Origin of the sequence: Paraburkholderia tropica (genome assembly GCF_900109265.1) — a bacterium.
Taxonomy (GTDB): Bacteria; Pseudomonadota; Gammaproteobacteria; order Burkholderiales; family Burkholderiaceae; genus Paraburkholderia; species Paraburkholderia tropica.
Genome location: NZ_FNZM01000010.1, coordinates 167,991 through 186,269 on the forward strand (window position 1 = coordinate 167,991; position 18,279 = coordinate 186,269).

An 18,279-nucleotide genomic window follows, 5' to 3' on the forward strand; every position below is an offset into this window, starting at 1 on the left:
AGGCGCTGCATGGCGGACCTCCGCCCGCGCGGCGGTTTGTGCCGTCGCGTTGCTGGCGATGGCGAACGTTCCGGCCCTCGCGCAAGACGAGGCCGCCCAGCAGGCGGTGTCGGGCGCTCCCGCGGCTAGCGGCGCGCAAATCGCGAGCCCGGTGGAAGTGGGCGGTCCGATCGGTTCGGGCGCGGCGGCTGCGGGCTTGCCGGCTTCGGCTGCGATCGCGGCGTCGGGTGCAACGAACGCCGATGTGCAGAACGATTTTGCCGCGCGTCAGAAGGTGCTCGACCGGCGCACGGCGGAGAACAACTATCGCTATGGCGTGGCGCAGCACGACTGCTACGACACGTTCTTCGTGAATCACTGTCTGGGCAAGGCGCGCGACGCGATGCGCGTGGTGCAGGCGGACATCCGCCAGAAACAGTTGCAGCTCGACGAAGAGCAGCGCGCCGACAACGCGCGCCGCCGCGACGAGCAGACCGCCCTGCAACGCGCGCGCGACGAGGCGGACGCACCGCAGCGCGCCGCGAATGAGGCGAAGAGCGCGCAGGCGTTCGAGGACAAGCAGCGTCAGCACGAGCTCGATCAGGCGCAGCGCCAGGCCGAAGCGCCGCAGCGCGCCGCGAACGAGCAGGCGTATCAGGACAAGCTGCGCCAGCACGCGCTGGATCAGGCGCAGCGTCAGGGCGAACAGGCCCAGTCGCAACGCGCGGCGAACCAGGCTGCGTACGACAAGAAGCAATCGGATTTCCAGAAGCAGCTCGACCAGGCGCGCGCCGAAGGCCAGCAGAAGGCGCAGGAGCGCAACCAGAAGGCTGAACGCTTCCAGCAGAAGCAGGACGAAGCGGCGAAGCACAAGGCCGACGTCGAAGCGCGTCAGAAACAGGCGGCCGAGAAGGCGCAGCAGCAGGCGCAACAGAAGCAGCAACAGGATCAAAAGCAGCAACAGCAGCAACAGCAACAAAAACAGCAATCGCAGGGCCAGTAGCACCACGCTTTTTCAGCCGGTCAGCAACCTCAGGCGCGCGACCCTTCGCACGGCGCGCGCCGATCATGACGAGGAGGCGAGCATGCGCGAGCATCGTGAAGTCAAAGGCGAGGTCCTTCGTGACCGCATTCTGCAACTGGAATCGGAACACGGCGACCTCAATCGTCAGATCGAGAGGCTCTGCGAGACGTCGGACTTCGACGATCTCGAATTGCAGAAGCTGAAGAGGCGCAAGCTCAAGCTCAAGGACAACATCATCCTGCTGCAACTGCAGCTGGACCCCGATTCAACGAAGACCTCGAACGGGCACGCCTGATTCCGGGTCCCGGCAGGCGCCGGGGCGCGGCCGCAGTCGGGCTGTGCCTCGAGGACCGAGCAGGAACCGCTTGCCTTGAATTCAACGACCGTTTCCCGAACCCAGCCTGCACGCGATGGCGGCGCGCAGGCTGGTGACGCTCGCGCCGCGCAAGCCGCATCGCCCGCGCTGAGCACGCGTCGCGCCGCCGAACTCCAGGAACTCTTTGCCGCCGACGGCTTGCTCGCGCGCGAGATCGACGGCTATCGTCCGCGTGCCGCGCAGATCGAGATGGCGAGTGCCGTGGCCGCGGCGATGGAAGCCGCCGCTCAGGCGCAGCCCGATCCCGCCGCGTTCGAGTTGCAATCGCGTCCGGCGCGCCGTCTGGAACGCGGCGCACCCGCGCCGGCTGCCGCGAATGGCGACGAAGCGTCGCGTGCCGATTCGGGCGACAACACGCTGATCGTCGAAGCGGGTACGGGCACGGGCAAGACCTACGCGTATCTCGTGCCGGCCATGTTGTGGGGCGGCAAGGTGATCGTCTCCACGGGCACGAAGCACTTGCAGGATCAGCTCTTCGCCCGCGACATTCCCACCGTGCGCGACGCGCTCGCGGTGCCCGTGAGCGTCGCGATGCTCAAGGGCCGCTCGAACTACCTGTGCCACTACTACCTGCAACGCACGGCCGACAACGGCCGCTTGCCGTCGCGCCAGGAAACCTCGTATCTGCAGGAGATCATCCGCTTCGCGAAGATCACGCGATCGGGCGACAAGGCCGAACTCGCGAGCGTGCCGGAGACGGCGGCCGTGTGGTCGATGGTCACTTCGACGCGCGACAACTGCCTCGGCCAGGAGTGTCCGCATTACAAGGATTGCTTCGTGATGCACGCGCGCCGCGAAGCGCAGCAGGCCGACATCGTGGTGGTGAATCACCATCTGTTCTTCGCCGACATCATGCTGCGCGACACCGGCATGGCCGAATTGCTGCCGAGCGCGAACACGATCATCTTCGACGAAGCACATCAACTGCCTGAAACCGCCACGCTGTTCTTCGGCGAGACGCTCTCGACGGCGCAGTTCCTCGAACTTGCGCGCGATTGCGTCGCCGAAGGCCTGGCGCATGCACGCGATGCGGTGGAGTGGGTGAAACTGGCCGCCGGTGTCGAACGCGCCGCGCGCGACGTTCGGCTCGCGTTCAAGGAAGATTCGCTGCGGCTGTCGATCACGCAGTTGCCGGAAGACCATCCGCTTTTCGACGCACTCGACGCGTTGCAGACCGAACTGGGCACGCTCGCGACGGCGCTTGCCGGTCAGGCTGAGCGTGCGGAATCGCTGGGTACGTGCCTGCGCCGCGCACGCGAGTTGCAGGGCATTCTCGCGGGCTGGACCGGCGCCGCAGTGGCCGAGCCGGCGCGCAAGCCCGAAGGCGAGGGCGAAGCCGCCAAAGAATACCCGAGCGACGACGAAAAGGTCCGCTGGGTCGAAGTGTTCTCGCACACGGTGCAGTTGCACGAGACGCCGCTCTCGGTTGCGCCGATCTTCGCGAAGCAGCGCGCGGGCGTGCCGCGCACATGGATTTTCACGTCGGCGACCTTGTCGGTGCGCGGCGACTTCACGCACTACGCGGCGCAAATGGGCTTGAGCTCGCGCCGTTCGATGACCTTGCCGAGTCCGTTCGATTATCCCGAGCAGGGCTTGCTGTACGTGCCGCGCAATATGCCGCAGCCGTCGTCGCCGCAATTCACCGACGCCGTGTTCGATGCGGCCTTGCCGGCGATCGAGGCATCGGGTGGCGGTGTGTTCATGCTGTGCACGACGCTGCGCGCGGTTGATCGCATCGCCGCGAAGCTGCGCGACACGATCGAGGCGCGCGGCTGGAACACGCCCTTGCTCGTGCAGGGCGACGCGAGCCGCACCGAATTGCTCGAACGCTTCCGCGCTTACGGTAACGCGATTCTGGTGGGTAGCCAGAGCTTCTGGGAAGGTGTGGACGTGCGCGGCGATGCGCTCTCGCTCGTCGTCATCGACAAGCTGCCGTTCGCGCCGCCCGACGATCCCGTGCTGGCCGCGCGACTCGATGCGCTGACCAAGAAAGGCTTGAGTCCTTTTGCGGTACATCAACTTCCGCAAGCGGTGATCACGCTCAAGCAGGGCGCGGGCCGCCTGATTCGCGCGGAGACCGATCGCGGCGTGCTGATGATCTGCGATACGCGTCTTGTCGATAAGCCCTATGGGCGTCGCATCTGGCAAAGTCTGCCGCCGTTCAAGCGCACGCGCGAAATCGAAGTCGTCAAGGCGTTCTTCGATGGCGAAGAAGAGGGCGCGCAAGCGAGCTGAACAGGCTGTGCGCGTAATACGCGCTTGCAGATGCGTCGCGCTTGTTACATGCGCGGCGCATGAAGAAAGTCTCGATATCTCGATAGAGAAAACAAAAAAGCCACGAACTTGCGTTCGTGGCTTTTTTGCTTGCCCGCTGTGCGACTGACGATGTCGCCAGGCTGCACCGCGGTTCGCAGCGATGCCCGCTGGAGCCGAAGCTCGGCACGGGCCTCGTGCGAATGCAGCTTACTGGCTTGCGCCCGATGCCGGAGCAGCAGCCGAAGCGCCTGCGTCCGAAGCAGCAGCGCCAGCGTCCGAAGCAGCAGCCGTAGCCGAAGCAGCAGCGTCGCTCGCAGCAGCAGCAGCGCCCGAAGCAGCAGCAGCAGCGTCCGAAGCGGCAGCAGCCGGTGCCGAAGCAGCCGTTGCGTCGCTAGCCGGCGCAGCGGCTTGGTCGCTGCTCTTGTTGCACGCAGCGAGTGCAACAGCTGCCAGCAGGGATGCTACGAGGAGGGATTTCTTCATGATCACGTCCTTTTATGGTTAAAGGTAAGCAACAGCGCAAAATAATACCGGTAATGTGCCCCAACACCGACCTGAGCCGCTGGTGGAGATGCACTGCAAGAGCGTGAATCTTCCCTACGGCCTGGGCGGAAATTATAGGCACTTTCGTATCGACCGTCGACAAATCCGGGGACAATACGTTGTCTTTCTCATACAAGCACTATATTAGTACGGTATAACAGTCCGAAGCGCTTACGCAAGCTCCCCGGTCCGTATCCAGCCCGCACAATACCATTCGTGTAGTAACGCTGTCACACACGAATCGTGTGAGAGTGTTACAAAGCGTTTCCCATCCAGAAAGCGGTTGTCGGCCAAGGCCGGCAGCCACTTTCGGGCTTCTCTGAGCAAGTACTGTTCCCCGTTCAGGTAGTACGACCGCGCATCGTAAAGCAGGATCGTCCTGCGGTCGAGTCTTATCCCGCTTTTCGCGGCGCGCGCAACAAAACGGGCCTCGTCGAGGGGTTTTTCGGGGGCGTCGAAGACCACATTGGCCTTCGGTTCCGAAAGGTACGAGCCCACGAACGACGACACATCGCCATCGCTCCAACGCACTTTAGCAAGCACGGCCGCAACGCGCTCCACAAGTGCCGGGGGCAATTGCGCGGGATGCGCCACGGCGGGCTGATCCGGGTCGCGGTAAAGCGCGCTTTTGCCGCCCTTCGCTCCGGGCTGCGCGGCGTCGTCGGCGCCACGTTCGGCGAGCCAGTAAAGAAACTGATTCGTGAGCTCCGACGTGGAAGGCGAGCGAAAGCCGATCGAGCAGGTCATGCACTCGCCTTCGGCCACGCCGTCGTGCGCGATGTGCGGCGGCAGATAGAGCATGTCGCCAGGCTCCAGCACCCATTCTTCCTCGGGTTCGAAATTCGCGAGAATTTTCAGGGGCATGCCTTCCTGCAGCGACAGGTCGCGCTGCGCGCCGATACGCCAGCGGCGCTTGCCGTGCACCTGCAGGAGAAACACATCGTAGGAATCGAAATGCGGGCCGACACCGCCGCCATCGGTCGCATACGAGATCATCAGATCGTCGAGACGGGCGTCGGGCGCGAAACGGAAGCGTTCGAGCAGCGCGCGGGCGCGATCGTCGTGAAGATCGGCGCCTTGCACGAGCAGCGTCCATTGACGCGTTTTCGGCGTGGGCAGTTCGTCGGCGCCGAACGGGCCGTGTTCGAGCGACCAGCGCTTGCGGAAATGCGTGATGAGGCGCGATTCGACGTCGTCGCTGTCGGCAAGCGCGAACAACTCGTCGCGCGAAAGCGGCGCCTCGATGCCGGGTATCGCCTGGCGGATCAAGAGCGGCTTTTTCTGCCAGTATTGCTTCATGAACTGCGCCGGACTCAGGCCGCCCAGCAACGATGTGGGTGCGTCGGGCGTGGGGCGTGCCGCGGAGGAGGGGGCGCGCTGCTTGCGCGCGTCCTCCACGTGGTCAGGGGACCGCTTGGGCATCGTATAATGTGGTCTGTAATCTGGAGGATCGAATGAAAATTGCAAAGGACACCGTCGTGTCGGTCGCTTACAAGCTATCGGATGCGCAGGGCAATCTGATTGAGGAAAGCGACGAGCCGATGGTCTATCTGCACGGCGGCTATGATGGCACGTTCCCCAAGATCGAGGAAGTGCTGGACGGCAAGGAGCCGGGCTTCGAGACCCAGATCCAGCTTGAGCCGCAGGATGCGTTTGGCGAGTACGATCCGGAACTCGTGAAGATCGAGCCGCGCACCCGTTTCCCTGAACCGCTCGAAGTCGGCATGCAGTTCGAAGGCACGCCGGAAGAAGGCGATGAGGATCTCGACGCGCTCATCTACACGGTCACCGACGTCGCAGAAGACAAGGTCGTGCTCGACGGCAATCATCCGCTGGCCGGCATGGCCCTGCGTTTTTCGCTGAGCGTGAAGGAAGTGCGTCAGGCGACGGAAGACGAAATCGAGCACGAGCACGCGCACGGCGCCGATGGTCTCGAAGTCATCGACGAAGACGAGGAAGACGACGGCGACGAAGCCGAGTCGAAACCTACCCTGCACTGATCTCGCCGATCAGTCGACGCGCCGGCCTCAGGGCCGGCGTTTTTCGTTTACGCGCGGATTCGGCGAGCGTGATGTAGTGACGCAGCCGTTCGCGCGTTCAGTAACCGGGCGCCGCGCTGCTGGCGGGCGAGGCGCCGTGACCGACCCACGGCGGTGCAAGCTGGAGCGGCGCGGTGTGGGCGCCCGGCGCGTTCGTGGACGGCGCGCCTTGCCAGTCCGGCGGCATCGATGCGCCGCTGGCCGGGGTGGCGGGCATGCCATTCACACCGTAGGCGTTGTTGACGTCCGGCGCTTGCTGCATACCGGGGATTTCGGTGACGTCGGGCATCGACGACACCTCGGGCATGTCCGGCACGGCAGGCGACGCGTTGCTGCCCGGCATCGGCGGCGGTTCCTGCGGCGGCAGGAGCGGCAGATGTTTCGGTACGTCGCGCACGCTGATGCGTAGCGGCGTGCGGCGCGTCATGTCTGCGTCGATCTGTAGCCATTGCGTGAGCGGATCGCGCAGCGCGAGGCTGATGCGCGTCACGTTTGCAATCCTGACGCCCTTTTCGGTGCGCAAGGGTTGATCGATCGCGAAGCCGCGCGCGAGGCGCGTTTCGTCCGGGTTGACGATCACGATCGGCCCACGGAAGGTCTCGGCGGCCTTGATGAGGCTGCGCCGCAATTCGGTATAGCCGTCGCGTTGCGCGCGGCGGAAACGCAGCCACGCGAAGCGCTCGGGTCGCTCGTAGTGCTCCGGCATCGCGTTGCCCTGCATGAAGATGACGATGGCCCGCGCGTTGCGCCGCCGTGCGTATTCGGCCGCGTGTTCGAGCCAGAACCCGTTGGCGATGACGCGGTCTTCGAATTCGCCGTTGCGCCCGCCTGCGTTCAGATAATGGTTGTTGTCGCCGGGCACGTTCAGCGCGATGAACACGGTGTCGCCGGTTTGCCAGCGCGCATTTTCCCGATATGGCCGGAAGCGCGACACTTCGCTTTCGCGCGTGAGCGTCAGCGGATTTTCGCCGAGCGAATTGCTGTCGCCGAAAAAATTCTGACGCAGAAAATCGAGACGCTCGACCGGGTCCCAGGCGCCGCTGCCGTTCATGCCGCAGTTCGCCCAGTCGCGCTGGCCGGGCACGAACACGAGCGGCGGCCGCGATGCCGAGAGCAAGGCGTGGCGGCGCTCGTACAGGTTGTCCGCGCACGATTCGCGCGGGCCTTTGAGATTGCCGTCGTAGACCACGAAGGCAATTTGCGGATCGCGCCCGATGGCATCGACGAGACGTTGCAGCGTGCCTTCGTCGCCGGGCTCGGTCACGACGTTCGCGAGCACCGCGAACGAATAGCGCTGCGAGGACGCGGCCGATTGAGGCTGTGCATAGGCAAGGCCGGGCAACGCGAGCGCAATGAGCGCGGCGAGTGCAGTGAATGCGCCGACCGCACCGACCGCGAACCGCAGTGCGCTCAGACGCCACGCCCGCACCGACGCGCGCCACCTGCCGTGCATATTTTTCAGATAGCGCGAATGCAGCCGCCCGCGGCCTCGTAGGGCAGGCCGCGGCGGCGTCGCAGGGCGACGCTCAGCGTTTGGCGTCCGGCGCTGTGGCCAGCTCATGCAGTTCGTACAGCAGATCGAGTGCGTCGCGCGGACGCAGCTCGTTGGGATCGATGGCACGCAACCGCTCCGCCACGCGCGCCGCCGCCGGATCTTCCTCGGCTTGCGGCGCATCTTCGACATAGTGTTTCGGGGCGTCGAATTCGTCGTCGCTCGCGGCGGCGGGCGCGGCGAACAGATCGAGTTGCGGCGTGGGTTGTCCCGCCGACATCTGCTCGAGATGCACGAGATGCTTGCGCGCCGCGCGTATCACCGAATTGGGCACGCCCGCGAGTTGGGCGACCTGCAAGCCGTAACTCTGGTTCGCCGGACCTTCGCTGACGGCGTGCAGGAACACGATGCCGTGACCGTGCTCGACCGCCGAGAGATGCACGTTCGCCGCCTGCGCGAATTCCGCGGGCAGTTGCGTGAGTTCGAAGTAGTGCGTGGCGAACAGCGTGTGGCAGCCGTTGCCCGACAGCAGATGGCGCGCGATCGCCCATGCGAGCGCGAGGCCGTCGAACGTCGAGGTGCCGCGGCCGATTTCGTCCATCAGCACGAGGCTTTGCGGCGTGGCGTCGTTGAGGATCGCCGCGGCTTCGGTCATTTCGACCATGAAGGTCGAGCGGCCGCCCGCGAGGTCGTCCGCCGCGCCGATCCGCGTGAAGATGCGGTCGATCGGACCGAAGCGCGCGCGCTTCGCGGGCACGTAACTGCCGACGTAGGCGAGCAGCGCGATCAGCGCGGTCTGGCGCATGAACGTCGACTTACCGCCCATGTTCGGGCCGGTGATCAGCAGCAGCTTGCGGTCCGCGTTGAGCACGCAGTCGTTCGCGATGAACTGCTCGACCTGCGCCTCGACCACCGGATGCCGGCCTTGCTCGATCTCGATACCGGGCGCGTCGGAAAACGACGGCGCGGCCCAGTCGAGCGCGCGCGCGCGTTCCGCGAACGCGGCCAGCAGGTCGAGTTCGGCGAGCGCGGCGGCCACGCGCTGGCAATCGAGCAGATACGGCAGCAGCGATTGCAGCAGCGCGTCGTAGAGCGCCTTCTCGCGTGCGAGCGCGCGTTCCTGCGCGGAGAGCGCCTTGTCCTCGAACGTTTTCAGTTCGGGCGTGATGTAGCGCTCGGCGTTCTTCAGCGTCTGGCGGCGGCGATAGTCGTCGGGGACCTTGTCGGTCTGGCCGCGCGTGACTTCGATATAGAAGCCGTGCACCTTGTTGTATTCGACGCGCAGATTGCCGATGCCCGTGCGCGTGCGTTCGCGTGCTTCGAGATCGATCAGGAACTGGCCGCAGTTCTCGGACATGTCGCGCAGTTCGTCGAGTTCCGCATCGTAGCCGCGCGCGATCACGCCGCCGTCGCGGATCATGGCCGCCGGTTCCGGCGCGACCGCGCGATGCAGCAGTTCGGCGCATTCGGGCGGCGGATCGAGCAGATCGACGATGCGGGCGAGCGACGCCGATGCGCCGCCGGCCGCCGCGACTTGCTCGCGCAGCGCGGGCAGGGCGGCGAAGGTGTCGCGCAGGCTCGACAGGTCGCGCGGACGCGCCGACAGCAGCGCGAGGCGACCGGTGATGCGTTCGACGTCGGCGATCTGGCGTAGTGCGCTGCGCAGGGCATCCACACTGGCGGGCGGCGGGGCGTCGAGCAGCGCGCCGATGGCTTGCTGGCGCGTTTGCGCGATGCCCGCGTCGCGCGGCGGATGATGCAGCCAGTGACGCAGCAGACGGCTGCCCATGGTCGTGCTGCAGGTATCGAGCAGCGAACACAGCGTGGGCGACTCGGTGCCGCGCAATGTTTCGGTGAGTTCGAGATTGCGCCGCGTGGCCGGATCGAGGCCGATATATTCCGACTCCGCTTCGACTTTCAGGCTGCGCACGTGACGCAATTGCTGGCCTTGCGTGGCCGCCGCATACAGCAGCAGCGCGCCAGCCGCGCCACAGGCGCTCGTGAGCGTCTGCGCGCCGAAGCCGTCGAGGCTCGCGACGTCGAGTTGATCGCACAGACGCTGGCGGCCCGACGCGACGTCGAAGTGCCAGGCGGGCACGCGCGTCAGCGCGCCCGGCGTGGTGCCTGATCCAGCGGAAGGCGGCGCCCAGCCCGACGACTCCGCGGGCATTTCCGCGACGAGAATTTCCGCCGGTCGGATGCGCTCGAAGGCCGCCGCGACCTGTTCGGGCGCGACTTCCGCGAGGCGCAGCGCGCCGCTTGCCAGATTGAGCCACGCGAGACCGACGTTGACGGTCGCGCCGCGCCGGTTGTGACCGGGGCAGACCGCCATCAGATAGACGTCGTTCTTGTCGGAAAGCAGGGCCGCGTCAGTCAGCGTGCCGGGCGTGACCACGCGCACGACCTTGCGCTCGACCGGTCCTTTTGACGTGGCCGGGTCGCCGATCTGTTCGCAGATCGCCACCGACTCGCCGAGCTTCACGAGCTTGGCGAGATATTGCTCGCAGGCGTGATGCGGCACGCCCGCCATCTTGATGGGATTGCCCGCCGATGCGCCGCGCTGCGTGAGCGTGAGGTCGAGCAGGCGCGCGGCCTTCTCCGCGTCTTCGAAGAACAGCTCGTAGAAGTCGCCCATCCGGTAGAACACCAGCGTGCCCGGATGATCGGCCTTGATGCGCAGATACTGCTGCATCATGGGAGTGTGTTGCGCGATGTCGGCTGCGCCTGCGGTGTGTGTAGCCATCCTCGGTGTCTTGCTTAAGGTTCAGGGCGTGAGTGTAACCCGCGCGGGAGGCGCGTGAACCTGGCCGGATGGCCAGCGCATGCGCGCGTCATCCCGTCAGGCGGTGCGCGCTCATTCGTCGACGAGCGCCTGCAGGTCCACGGTGCGGGCGTTCGCGGCACTGCGTCGCATGGCGAGCCAGATCATGCCGGACACGAACACGCCGAATACGACGATGATCCATTGCACCGGCATTTTCGCCGTGAGCAGCAGCGCATAGGCGCCGAGCATCATCAGCACGGCGAGGTTCTGGTTGAAATTCTGCACGGCGATCGAGTGGCCCGCCGACAGCAGCGTCGCGCCGCGATGCTGGAGCAGGGCGTTCATCGGCACGATGAAAAAGCCCGCGAGCGCGCCGAGCGCGATCATCAGCGGATACGCGAACAGCAGATAAAAGGGCAGCACGAAGGTGCCGAAGCGCAGGCCTTCGCCGGCCGGAAACAGATTCTTGCTGTAGAACGCCATCGCCATGGCCACGACGCCGCAGAGCACGCCCACGGGCAGCACGCGCAGCGACGCGCGCAACGACACCCAGGCCGCCGCCGCGCCCGCGCCGAGCGCGATCCCGAGGCCCGTCACGCCCTGCATCACGGCGGCCTTCGAGAGCGTGAGGCCGAGGTTCGCGTCGGCCCATTTGAGCACCAGCAGTTGCAGCGTGACGGCCGCGCCCCACATCAGGGTCGTGACCCACAGCGCGATCTGCGCGAGCTTGTCGGCCCAGAGCACGTTGAAGCAGTGCACGAAGTCGCCCACCAGCCGCGCCGGTTCCTTGAGGCGGTTCTCGTAGCGCGCGCCCGTATCGGGAATGCCGACGTTGATGAGCGCCGCGATCGCATAAGTGATCATGACTGCGAGCATCGCGAGATCGGCGGCCGAGTGGATCAGCGGCATCGGATGGTGCTGGACGAAACGCTGCGCGTAGGTCGACACTAGCGCGCCGCCGAGCATGGTGCCGACGATGGTCGAGAGCACGGTCGCCGATTCGAGCCACGCGTTGGCCGCGACGAGTTTCTCGGCGGGCAGCAATTCAGTGAGGATTCCATACTTTGCGGGCGAGTAGGCCGCCGCGCCGAAACCGACCACGCCGTACGCGATCATCGGGTGCACGCCCGCGATCATCAGCATGCAGCCGGCGGCCTTGAGCGCGTTCGAGACGAACATCACGTGGCGCTTTTGCAGCGCGTCGGCGAACGCGCCAACGAAGGGCGCGAGCAGCACGTACGAGACCGTGAAGAATATCTGGAGGAGCGGCGTGACCCAGGCCGGCGACGAAATCACCGTGAGCAACGCGATTGCCGCGATCAGCAGTGCGTTGTCGGCGAGCGACGAAACGAACTGCGCGGCGATGATCGTGAAGAAGCCTTTTTTCATCGCGGGTTGGAGCGGTTGAACGGCGGCTCGATGGCCCAGGCGACCACGGCGCGGGAAACGCAATGGAAAGAAACCGGGACGCAACAGGAGCGAACCCGGCGCGCCAAAACCTCGGATTCACGACGAAAAAAGCGGCCGAAGCCGCTTGTTGTGGCGGGTGGGCGTCGTGCGGCGCGTGTTCGCGCTGCCGTGTCGCCGCTTTCCCCGCGGGTTGTGTCGCCGTGATCCTGCTTTTTCCAGTTTGCCCGATTGTGACACGGGCCGCTGCGCGCCGCAGTGTTCCTCGCAATCGCCTGACGGCTTCATGCGCGACGGCGGCAGCGCGGATACGGCGTCAGCGCGCTCAGGCTTCCTTCTTGATGCGCGTGTACTTCGAGAGGATCGGCACCATTTGCGCGTAGATCTTCGGGTTGCCCGCGACGATTTCGCCGACGTGCAGGAAGTCCGAGTCGCCCGTGTAGTTGCCGATCAGGCCGCCGGCTTCCGTCACGAGCAGCGCGCCCGCAGCGACGTCCCAGGGATTGAGGCCCTGTTCGAAGAAGCCGTCCATGCGGCCCGCGGCGACGTTCGCCAGATCGAGCGCAGCGGCGCCCGGGCGGCGCAGGCCGGCGCAGGCGTTGGTCATCGCGGCGAACAGATCGCAGTAGCTGTCGAGGCCGTCCTTTTCGCGGAACGGGAAGCCCGTGCCGATCAGGCCGTCGGCGAGACGGTCGCGGCGGCCGACGCGGATACGGCGGTCGTTCAGGAACGCGCCGCGGCCGCGCGAAGCGGTGAAGAGGTCGTTGCGCGTCGGGTCATAGACCACGGCCTGCGTGACGATGCCCTTGTGTGCGAGCGCGATCGAGACGCAGTAGTACTGGAAACCGTGGATGAAGTTCGTGGTGCCGTCGAGCGGATCGATGATCCACTGGTATTCCGACTCGTGGGCCGATTCGCCCGATTCTTCGGCGAGGATCGCGTGGTCGGGGTAGGCGGTGGAGAGCGTTTCGATGATGGCGGCTTCGGCCGCCTTGTCGACTTCCGTGACGAAATCGTTGTGCTGCTTCTTCGCGACCTGCACGAGGTCGAGATCGAGCGACGCGCGGTTGATGATCTGTCCGGCGCGGCGCGCGGCCTTGACAGCGATGTTGAGCATGGGATGCATGAGCCTGGATCCTTGTTGTCCGGCGCGCGCATCGGCACGCGCACCGGTGGTGCGAAAGATAAAGCGTCTAACGATTGGACAGGGCGCGGGCCGAGCGGCCGCGGAACCTGTCCCGCCAACGGAGACGAATTGAATAAGAACGGGGCGCGGCGGCCTTGCGGACCCGGTTTTACGGCCACACGACTGACCGGAAAACGCGCGCGAATCTGGCATTTTACCCGATTTCCGGTCCGCTTCGGGGAGACTTCGGATGGGCGCGGCGCGGGCGGTGGCGCAATGGCTCAGGGGCTCGCGCGGCCGTCGTCGCTGCGTCATCCCCGCGCCGTCCCCAATAGGCCGGGCGCGCGAGCCGCGCTAACATACACGCTTCACTGACCACGCCGTACGAGATTCATCTTGGAGCACCCCGATTCACATGCCGCCGAAGCGGCTCACGAGCCGCTGCGCGGCGGTTTCACGTCCACGCGCTTCGTGCTGGTCGAGCCCAGCCATCCGGGCAACGTCGGCGCCGCGGCGCGCGCGCTGAAGACAATGGGCTTCTCGCGGCTCGTGCTGGTCGCACCGCGCGTACCGCAGGTGCACTGCGATCCCGAGGCCGTCGCCATGGCAAGCGGCGCCGACGACGTGCTGGCCGCCGCGCACATCGTGCCGACGCTCGCCGACGCGCTCGTCGGCTCCTCCTGGTCGCTCGCGCTGACCGCGCGCACCCGCGAATACGGACCGCCGCCGGCCGCGCCGCGTCTCGCAGTGCAGGATGCCTGCCGCCAGGTCGCGCACGGCGACATCGCGCTGGTGTTCGGCAACGAGCGCACCGGCCTGTCGAATGAAGACGTCGAGCGCTGCACCGCGCTCGCGCACATTCCGGCCAATCCGGCCTATAGCTCGCTCAATCTCGCGCAGGCCGTGCAGGTGCTGGCCTACGAACTGCGGCTCGCGTATCTGTCCGCGGAGACGCCGGGCGTCGCGCTGCCGACCGCCGGCGCGCAGGAAACGGCGACGCCGCTTGCCACCAGCGACGATATCGAGCGCATGTACGTGCATCTGGAAAACGCGCTGATCGCGCTCGATTTTCTCGATCCCGCCAATCCGAAGAAACTGATGTCGCGCTTGCGGCGTCTGTTTGCGCGTTCGGGGCTCGAGCGTGAGGAAGTCAACATCGTGCGCGGCATCGCCAAGCACATTCTCCTGAAGAGCAAGGACGGCGCGAAGTAGGCGTCTGCGGCGGGTTTCGGCGCGCTGGCGGGTCCAACCTTGATGGCCGCGTGGACTTCCGGGGCCGCGCGCGCCTTTCGCCTACAATCGACTGCACATCACAAGCAAATCAGCGTGGCTGCTAAGGGATTCGACTTTCCCTAAAACCACGCACGAGCCGCGCGCGCCACGCAGCGACGTCGCACTGATGACGCGCGGCCGGTTCCCCTGTTCCTCACGTTCGAAGCGTGTGAAAGCCATGTTCAAGAGACTTCGCGAAGATATCGCCACGATCCGCGAGCGCGATCCCGCCGCTCGCAGCGCCTGGGAAGTCCTCACCTGTTACCCGGGTCTGCACGCGCTCGTGCTGCATCGCTTCGCGCATGCCTGCTGGCGCGCGAAACGCCGCTGGCTCGCGCGTTATGTCTCGCAACTCGCGCGCTTTCTTACCGGCATCGAAATTCATCCGGGCGCGACCATCGGCCGACGCGTATTCATCGATCATGGCATGGGCGTCGTGATCGGCGAAACGGCGGAAGTCGGCGACGACTGCACGATCTATCAGGGCGTGACGCTCGGCGGCACCTCGCTCACGCGCGGCGCGAAGCGCCATCCGACGCTCGGCGCGGGCGTGATCGTGGGGGCGGGCGCGAAAGTGCTCGGCGGATTCACGGTCGGCGCGCAGGCCAAGATCGGCTCGAACGCCGTGGTCGTGAAGCCGGTGCCCGAAGGCGCGACGGCGGTGGGCAATCCGGCGCGTATCGTTGTACCGGCGGTTGTGCCCGCGGTTGCGCCGGCAGTCGGGTCCGCGGCCGCGCACGAGAAGGCGTCGCCGCAGCCGTCGAAGGCCGCCGCGCGCGAGGGCTTTTGCGCGTACGGCATTTCGCCGAACGCCGACGATCCGGTGTCGCTGGCTATTCACGGTTTGATCGATCACGCGGCGACGCAAACGCAGCGCGTCGATTCGATCGTCGTCGCGCTCGAACGTCTGGGCGCGCGCCTCGAAGCGCTGCATGGCGCCGATGCCGCGCTTGCCGAATTGCGTCGTCTTTCGGCGGGTTTCGAGGGCGGCGCTGCGCCTCGCGAAGCGGAGCAGGCGCGGTCGCGCGACGAGTCGACCGCGCGCGTTTGAGCGTTTCCGATCGACGCCATCATCGCTCGCGTCACCAAATAAAACAGCCGCTTGAAGCGGCTGTTTTCGTATCCGGTGCGATCTCTCGCGCCTCGCGCCCTCAATCGAGCGGCAACATCCTGAACCCTTCCGCGTCCACGCGCAGAAAACCGCCACGCGGTTTGCCGTGATCGAGATCCCAGTCGGGCAGCACCCAGCGTGTGCCGCCGGGTTCCTGATGGCGCGCGGGCCGATGCGTATGACCGTGAATCATCGTGTTCGTGCGCGCGCGCTTGAACAGCGCCGCGACGCCTTTCGCCGTCACGTCGTATTTCGGCAGCGACGGCCCGTCGCGCCGTTCCTCGCTCGCGCGTCGCGCGCGTTCCGCGAGCGCGATGCGCCAACGATACGGCCACGCGAGAAACAGCAGTTGCGGCAGCCGGTTGCGCGCGAATTTACGGAAAAACTGATAGCCGCGATCGTCGGTGCACAGGGCGTCGCCGTGCGCGAGCGCGATGCGCGTGCCGAACGCGGTGATCGCGATGGGGTCGGGCAGCCAGATTGCGCCCGCCGCTTTCATGAAGCGTTTGCCCATCAGGAAATCGCGATTGCCGTGCATGATGTACAGCGCGATGCCGCGCTCGGAGAGCGTGTGCATCAACGCGGCCATGCGCGCGAAAAACGGATTGGCGAGCATGTCGTCGCCGATCCAGTATTCGAAGAGGTCGCCGAGTATGAACACCGAGTCGGCCTGATCGGCCGTCACATGGATGAAGTGTTCGAACGCGGCGACCGTGTGCGGAATCGCTTCATTCAGATGCAGGTCCGAGATGAAGAGAAACGGGCGCGCCGCGTGAGGGCGCTTGCCCTCGCCGGGCACGCCCGCGGCGGCGTGTCTGAGTGCCTTGTCCTGCAGCATCGATGAAGCGAGCGCCCTGTTGCGTTATTCGACGACGACAGCCTTCTCGATCACGACGTCGTCGACCGGCACGTCCTGATGGAAGCCCTTCGAGCCCGTCTTGACCGACTTGATCTTCTCGACCACGTCGAGGCCGTCGACGACCTTGCCGAACACGGCGTAGCCCCAGCCTTGCGGCGTCGGCGACGAGTGGTTCAGGAAGTCGTTGTCGGCCACGTTGATGAAGAACTGCGCCGACGCCGAGTGCGGGTCGTTGGTGCGCGCCATCGCGATCGAGCCGCGCACGTTCTTCAGGCCGTTGTTGGCTTCGTTTTCGATCGGCGCTTCGGTCGGCTTCTGCTTCATGCCGGCTTCGAAACCGCCGCCCTGGATCATGAAGCCGTCGATGACGCGGTGGAACACCGTGCCGTTGTAGTGGCCGCTGTTCACGTAGTTGAGGAAGTTAGCGACCGTCTTCGGCGCCTTTTCGGCGTTCAGTTCGAGCTTGATGACGCCGTGGTTCGTATGCAGTTCGACCATGATGGAATCCTTTGCCAGTGGGTGCCTGAGTGTCTGAGGCGGGGGTGAGAGGGCGGTGCGGTTTCGGCACGAGGCGGGGCGTTTGCCTTCGCGTGTGCCGGCGCCGCGCCGCGCGACGAATGGTGGGGTGTGCGGTGCTTGCTGCCTGCTCGCTGCTGGCGCGCTTACTTGCCGACCACGGTGGCCGACTGGATCACGACGTTCGTTTGCGGCACGTCGGACATCGGGCCGCGCGAGGTCGTCGGCGTGGCTTCGATCTTCTTCACGACGTCGAGACCCTGCGTGACCTTGCCGAACACGGCATAGCCGTTGCCGTCCGGATTCGGATAGTCGAGGTTGGCGTTGTCCACGGTGTTGATGAAGAACTGCGCCGTCGCCGAATTCGGGTCGCTCGTGCGCGCCATCGCGAGCATGCCGGTGGTGTTCTTCAGGCCGTTCTTGCTTTCGAGCGGAATGGGCGCGCGCGTGGGCTTCTCGACGAAGCTCGTGGTGTAGCCGCCGCCCTGGATCATGAAGCCGCGGATCACGCGATGGAAGATCGTGCCGTTGTACTGGCCGGACTTCACGTACTGGAGGAAGTTGTCGACGGTCTTGGGCGCCTTCTCGGGATAGAGTTCGACGCGAATGTCGCCATCACTGGTCTTGAAGAGCACCTGCGGATGCGCGGCTTGCGGGCCGTTCTGCGCAAAGGCGGGTGCGTTCGCGATCAGGGCGGCGCTACCGAGCGCCAACATCAACCATTTCATGAGTATCCTCGGAAGTGCGGGGAAAAACGTGTCGCAGTCACGCCGCGCGCGGCGTGCTGCGGCTTAGTTCGATGGCGCCACGAAGGGCGGCATCGCGAGCGACCCGGTCGGGCCGCCGAACTGGATCACCGGATTGTCGAGCATCGGCCCCACGCGCTTGGTGGTGCTTGCGTCCGATGCCGCCGATTCGCCGCGCGCCTTCTTCGACGCCGCCGGCGGATTGACGATCTTCTCGATGTCGGCGAGACGCTGCTGCGTGGGTCCGCTCGTGTGGCCGAGCGAGGAGGCGCGGCGGTACGACGCGTCGGCCAGACGCAGGTACAGGTCGCCGAGATTTTCCCACGCGAGCGTGTACGACGGGTTCGCCTTCGTGGCCGTTTCCAGCGCGATGCGGGCTTCGTCGTAACGGCCGTGCTTCGCGTAGAGCGCCGCGAGATTGTTATAGGGCTCGGGCAGTTCCGGGTAGCTCTGCGTGAGTTCGGTGAAGGCTTCGATCGCGTCGTCGTCGCGGCCGAGACGCGCGAGGATGGTCGCGCGCTTGAATTTCGCCTGCACGTCGCGCGGGTTCGTCTTGATGCGCGCGTCGAGTTCGTTCAGCGCCGAGGCCCAGTTGTGCTGGACGATGGCGGAGTCCGCGCCGGGCGTGCCGTCGGCCGTGGCGGGCGGTGCCGCATGCGCAGCGGACAGGCCGCCGAGAACGAAACCGACGCTCGCGAGAGCCGCCGCCGCAAAGGTCGCAGCGCGTGTCGCGCGGCCGCTGGAAGATTTCATAGGGTGAGGTCGCGGT

16 protein-coding genes are annotated in these 18,279 nt (G+C 65.9%); 6 read left to right on the top strand and 10 right to left on the bottom strand.

The window, feature by feature from the left end; genetic code table 11:
- The first annotated feature begins 58 nt into the window (after positions 1-58).
- From BMY06_RS39620 to yoaA, 3 genes are all read left to right on the top strand, one after another.
- Complete coding sequence (locus BMY06_RS39620) at positions 59-982, top strand: hypothetical protein (protein ID WP_074984445.1); 924 nt, start codon at positions 59-61, stop codon at positions 980-982.
- A gap of 82 nt (positions 983-1,064) precedes the next feature.
- Entirely contained in the window at positions 1,065-1,298 is a 234-nt protein-coding gene (locus BMY06_RS18235; protein ID WP_074984447.1) for a DUF465 domain-containing protein, read from the top strand.
- 75 nt (positions 1,299-1,373) lie between these two features.
- On the top strand, positions 1,374-3,614 hold the full coding sequence (yoaA, locus tag BMY06_RS18240; RefSeq protein WP_074984449.1) for a DNA repair helicase YoaA: 2,241 nt from the start codon (positions 1,374-1,376) through the stop codon (positions 3,612-3,614).
- Between the two features lie 228 nt (positions 3,615-3,842).
- On the opposite strand, the gene BMY06_RS40185 is transcribed toward yoaA, so the two are convergent.
- Both BMY06_RS40185 and BMY06_RS18255 read right to left on the bottom strand, forming a co-directional pair.
- Positions 3,843-4,118, bottom strand: coding sequence for a hypothetical protein (locus BMY06_RS40185; protein ID WP_074984450.1), 276 nt, complete (start codon positions 4,116-4,118; stop codon positions 3,843-3,845).
- 231 nt (positions 4,119-4,349) lie between these two features.
- On the bottom strand, positions 4,350-5,600 hold the full coding sequence (locus BMY06_RS18255) for a cupin domain-containing protein (RefSeq protein WP_074984452.1): 1,251 nt from the start codon (positions 5,598-5,600) through the stop codon (positions 4,350-4,352).
- Positions 5,601-5,632: 32 nt separating this feature from the next.
- On the opposite strand from BMY06_RS18255, the gene BMY06_RS18260 reads away from it, so the two are divergent.
- Positions 5,633-6,178 carry an FKBP-type peptidyl-prolyl cis-trans isomerase gene (locus BMY06_RS18260; protein WP_065060220.1) on the top strand — a complete coding sequence of 182 codons (546 nt, stop codon included), beginning with the start codon at positions 5,633-5,635 and terminating at the stop codon, positions 6,176-6,178.
- A gap of 97 nt (positions 6,179-6,275) precedes the next feature.
- On the opposite strand, the gene BMY06_RS18265 is transcribed toward BMY06_RS18260, so the two are convergent.
- The 4 genes from BMY06_RS18265 to BMY06_RS18280 form a co-directional block, all read right to left on the bottom strand.
- Positions 6,276-7,670, bottom strand: a complete 1,395-nt coding sequence (locus BMY06_RS18265; RefSeq protein WP_074984454.1) for a hypothetical protein — start codon at positions 7,668-7,670, stop codon at positions 6,276-6,278.
- 73 nt (positions 7,671-7,743) lie between these two features.
- Complete coding sequence (mutS, locus tag BMY06_RS18270) at positions 7,744-10,452, bottom strand: DNA mismatch repair protein MutS (RefSeq protein WP_074984455.1); 2,709 nt, start codon at positions 10,450-10,452, stop codon at positions 7,744-7,746.
- A 111-nt stretch (positions 10,453-10,563) separates the two neighbouring features.
- The gene (gene lplT, locus BMY06_RS18275) at positions 10,564-11,901 is read right to left on the bottom strand and encodes a lysophospholipid transporter LplT (RefSeq protein WP_260178284.1); all 1,338 of its coding nucleotides are present in this window, start codon (positions 11,899-11,901) and stop codon (positions 10,564-10,566) included.
- A 304-nt stretch (positions 11,902-12,205) separates the two neighbouring features.
- A complete protein-coding gene (locus BMY06_RS18280) occupies positions 12,206-13,006 on the bottom strand; it encodes an inositol monophosphatase family protein (protein WP_074984457.1) in 801 nt (266 codons plus the stop codon).
- 396 nt (positions 13,007-13,402) lie between these two features.
- Between BMY06_RS18280 and BMY06_RS18285 the strand changes: the two genes are divergently transcribed.
- Together BMY06_RS18285 and cysE are read left to right on the top strand one after the other, a co-directional pair.
- On the top strand, positions 13,403-14,218 hold the full coding sequence (locus BMY06_RS18285; protein ID WP_065060215.1) for an RNA methyltransferase: 816 nt from the start codon (positions 13,403-13,405) through the stop codon (positions 14,216-14,218).
- 238 nt (positions 14,219-14,456) lie between these two features.
- On the top strand, positions 14,457-15,329 hold the full coding sequence (gene cysE, locus BMY06_RS18290; RefSeq protein WP_065060214.1) for a serine O-acetyltransferase: 873 nt from the start codon (positions 14,457-14,459) through the stop codon (positions 15,327-15,329).
- 100 nt (positions 15,330-15,429) lie between these two features.
- On the opposite strand, the gene BMY06_RS18295 is transcribed toward cysE, so the two are convergent.
- From BMY06_RS18295 to BMY06_RS18310, 4 genes are all read right to left on the bottom strand, one after another.
- On the bottom strand, positions 15,430-16,227 hold the full coding sequence (locus tag BMY06_RS18295; RefSeq protein WP_065060213.1) for a UDP-2,3-diacylglucosamine diphosphatase: 798 nt from the start codon (positions 16,225-16,227) through the stop codon (positions 15,430-15,432).
- A 24-nt stretch (positions 16,228-16,251) separates the two neighbouring features.
- The gene (locus BMY06_RS18300; RefSeq protein WP_065060212.1) at positions 16,252-16,746 is read right to left on the bottom strand and encodes a peptidylprolyl isomerase; all 495 of its coding nucleotides are present in this window, start codon (positions 16,744-16,746) and stop codon (positions 16,252-16,254) included.
- A 164-nt stretch (positions 16,747-16,910) separates the two neighbouring features.
- Positions 16,911-17,492 (bottom strand): peptidylprolyl isomerase, encoded by a 582-nt coding sequence (locus BMY06_RS18305; protein WP_074984459.1) that lies wholly within the window; start codon positions 17,490-17,492, stop codon positions 16,911-16,913.
- A gap of 63 nt (positions 17,493-17,555) precedes the next feature.
- On the bottom strand, positions 17,556-18,263 hold the full coding sequence (locus tag BMY06_RS18310; protein WP_074984460.1) for a tetratricopeptide repeat protein: 708 nt from the start codon (positions 18,261-18,263) through the stop codon (positions 17,556-17,558).
- Positions 18,264-18,279: the final 16 nt, after the last annotated feature.

Excerpts from the sequence above, each read along its gene's own strand:
- BMY06_RS39620 (WP_074984445.1), top strand. The coding sequence starts at position 59 with ATGGCGAACGTTCCGGCCCTCGCGCAAGACGAGGCCGCCCAGCAGGCG.
- BMY06_RS18235 (WP_074984447.1), top strand. The coding sequence starts at position 1,065 with ATGCGCGAGCATCGTGAAGTCAAAGGCGAGGTCCTTCGTGACCGCATT.
- BMY06_RS40185 (WP_074984450.1), bottom strand. The coding sequence starts at position 4,118 with ATGAAGAAATCCCTCCTCGTAGCATCCCTGCTGGCAGCTGTTGCACTC.
- BMY06_RS18255 (WP_074984452.1), bottom strand. The coding sequence starts at position 5,600 with ATGCCCAAGCGGTCCCCTGACCACGTGGAGGACGCGCGCAAGCAGCGC.
- BMY06_RS18260 (WP_065060220.1), top strand. The coding sequence starts at position 5,633 with ATGAAAATTGCAAAGGACACCGTCGTGTCGGTCGCTTACAAGCTATCG.
- BMY06_RS18265 (WP_074984454.1), bottom strand. The coding sequence starts at position 7,670 with ATGCACGGCAGGTGGCGCGCGTCGGTGCGGGCGTGGCGTCTGAGCGCA.
- mutS (WP_074984455.1), bottom strand. The coding sequence starts at position 10,452 with ATGGCTACACACACCGCAGGCGCAGCCGACATCGCGCAACACACTCCC.
- BMY06_RS18280 (WP_074984457.1), bottom strand. The coding sequence starts at position 13,006 with ATGCATCCCATGCTCAACATCGCTGTCAAGGCCGCGCGCCGCGCCGGA.
- cysE (WP_065060214.1), top strand. The coding sequence starts at position 14,457 with ATGTTCAAGAGACTTCGCGAAGATATCGCCACGATCCGCGAGCGCGAT.
- BMY06_RS18295 (WP_065060213.1), bottom strand. The coding sequence starts at position 16,227 with ATGCTGCAGGACAAGGCACTCAGACACGCCGCCGCGGGCGTGCCCGGC.
- BMY06_RS18300 (WP_065060212.1), bottom strand. The coding sequence starts at position 16,746 with ATGGTCGAACTGCATACGAACCACGGCGTCATCAAGCTCGAACTGAAC.
- BMY06_RS18305 (WP_074984459.1), bottom strand. The coding sequence starts at position 17,492 with ATGAAATGGTTGATGTTGGCGCTCGGTAGCGCCGCCCTGATCGCGAAC.
- BMY06_RS18310 (WP_074984460.1), bottom strand. The coding sequence starts at position 18,263 with ATGAAATCTTCCAGCGGCCGCGCGACACGCGCTGCGACCTTTGCGGCG.